At 40.7% G+C, this 1,333-nt stretch carries 2 protein-coding genes; both read left to right on the plus strand.

Going from position 1 to position 1,333, the window contains the following annotated elements:
- Positions 1–397 precede the first annotated feature (397 nt).
- Positions 398–706: a hypothetical protein gene (locus A3763_RS17470; protein ID WP_068510925.1), complete on the plus strand. Its 309-nt coding sequence runs from the start codon at positions 398–400 to the stop codon at positions 704–706.
- Between the two features lie 100 nt (positions 707–806).
- Positions 807–1,073 carry a hypothetical protein gene (locus A3763_RS17475; RefSeq protein WP_068510923.1) on the plus strand — a complete coding sequence of 89 codons (267 nt, stop codon included), beginning with the start codon at positions 807–809 and terminating at the stop codon, positions 1,071–1,073.
- The last annotated feature ends 260 nt before the right edge of the window (positions 1,074–1,333 follow it).

The raw sequence follows: 1,333 nt of genomic DNA on the forward strand, positions 1-1,333 counted from the left end.
CAAATCAGCAGGGGTTGCTTCAAAAGAAGACATATATATCGCTTTTTCTCCGAAAAAACGTAACGCAAAACTTTATGCAAATATTCTATCAAAGGGTTTAAAAGAACTTAAGAGTTCTGGCAAATTAGATCATTTGCTACTTAAATATTCTCTATTAAAACCGCCGAAATAGAAAAAGTCTGGTGCAACTGTTTTTTTGGGTGGCCATGAAATTAGGGGCGGTGGGTACAGCTTGTTTGTACATGGAAACACTTAACCAGGCGTTCAACACGGACTCCGTAATGCTGACACCTTTTGTGCAAAAATACGCACAAAAACTGCCATCATTACTCCTCCGGTTAACGCGGCGTTATATTTTTTAAACACTGTCACTGTTCAATATACAAGGAAACTAATAGTGAGTAATTGCCCATCTTGCTCCAAAAAGTTTGGCTTTATGAATCTGCTAAAGTCATCAAACCCCATGCGTATCAAATGCAGTGGCTGTAAAGAAATAATACGCATAAATGGTTTTCACGCTCTTATAGCTGTTGTTATTACTTTACCATTAGCGTTTTTAGTTTTAGCTGCTGTAGCAAAGGCAACTGCTAGCGGGGGTATAGCAGTTGCAGCGGCAATATTTTCAGGCTTAGTCGCTGAGTTTGTATTTTATAAATTGGTAATTTCTGGCAAGGTTAAATCTAATCTCGTAGCAAATGAAATATAACCAGGCAATCAAAGATCGCCCACGAAAGGGCCCGTGGGCTGGACTCGCTCTGCTGCGCGCCGCTCGCCCTTTATTGCGGCGTTAGGCTCATGGAGATGCTATGAAAGTCGAGATAGTAAGAGATACTGGGACAGGTTATTTTGGCACAACAACTGCCAGAACAAATGTTCCACAAGGAAAGAAACTTGAGCTTACCATGCAGAATCTATGTTCAACTTTGGGCATTAAAAAAATCTACTGGACCATTAGCTCAAGAGAAGCAAAATATTATCGCCCGGATGGACCTTATACCTATCAGAGTGCTTCCAATACCATTCTTGAATTATCTGAAAAAGTAGCCGAGAAATATGCGAATAAAAAAGCCTAACAAGTTTAGCCTGCCTCGCCCCGGAAAAATCCCCGGGGCTGGACTCGCTATCGCTCGCCGCAGCTAAAGGCGTTAGCTGTAAAAAAGGAGTTAAATTGAAGCACATATTTGTTATTGCAGTTTTAGCCTTATTGTCAGGTTGTAGTTCAATGGTAAAGACCGAAATTGGAGATTACGATTACGGCAAAAGTTTAAGTGAACTACAAAGTCAGCATATCGAGTTACAACCTCAGGATGGTTTATTCTCTGAACCACGAATT

The sequence above is a fragment of the Oleiphilus sp. HI0128 genome, assembly GCF_001635365.1.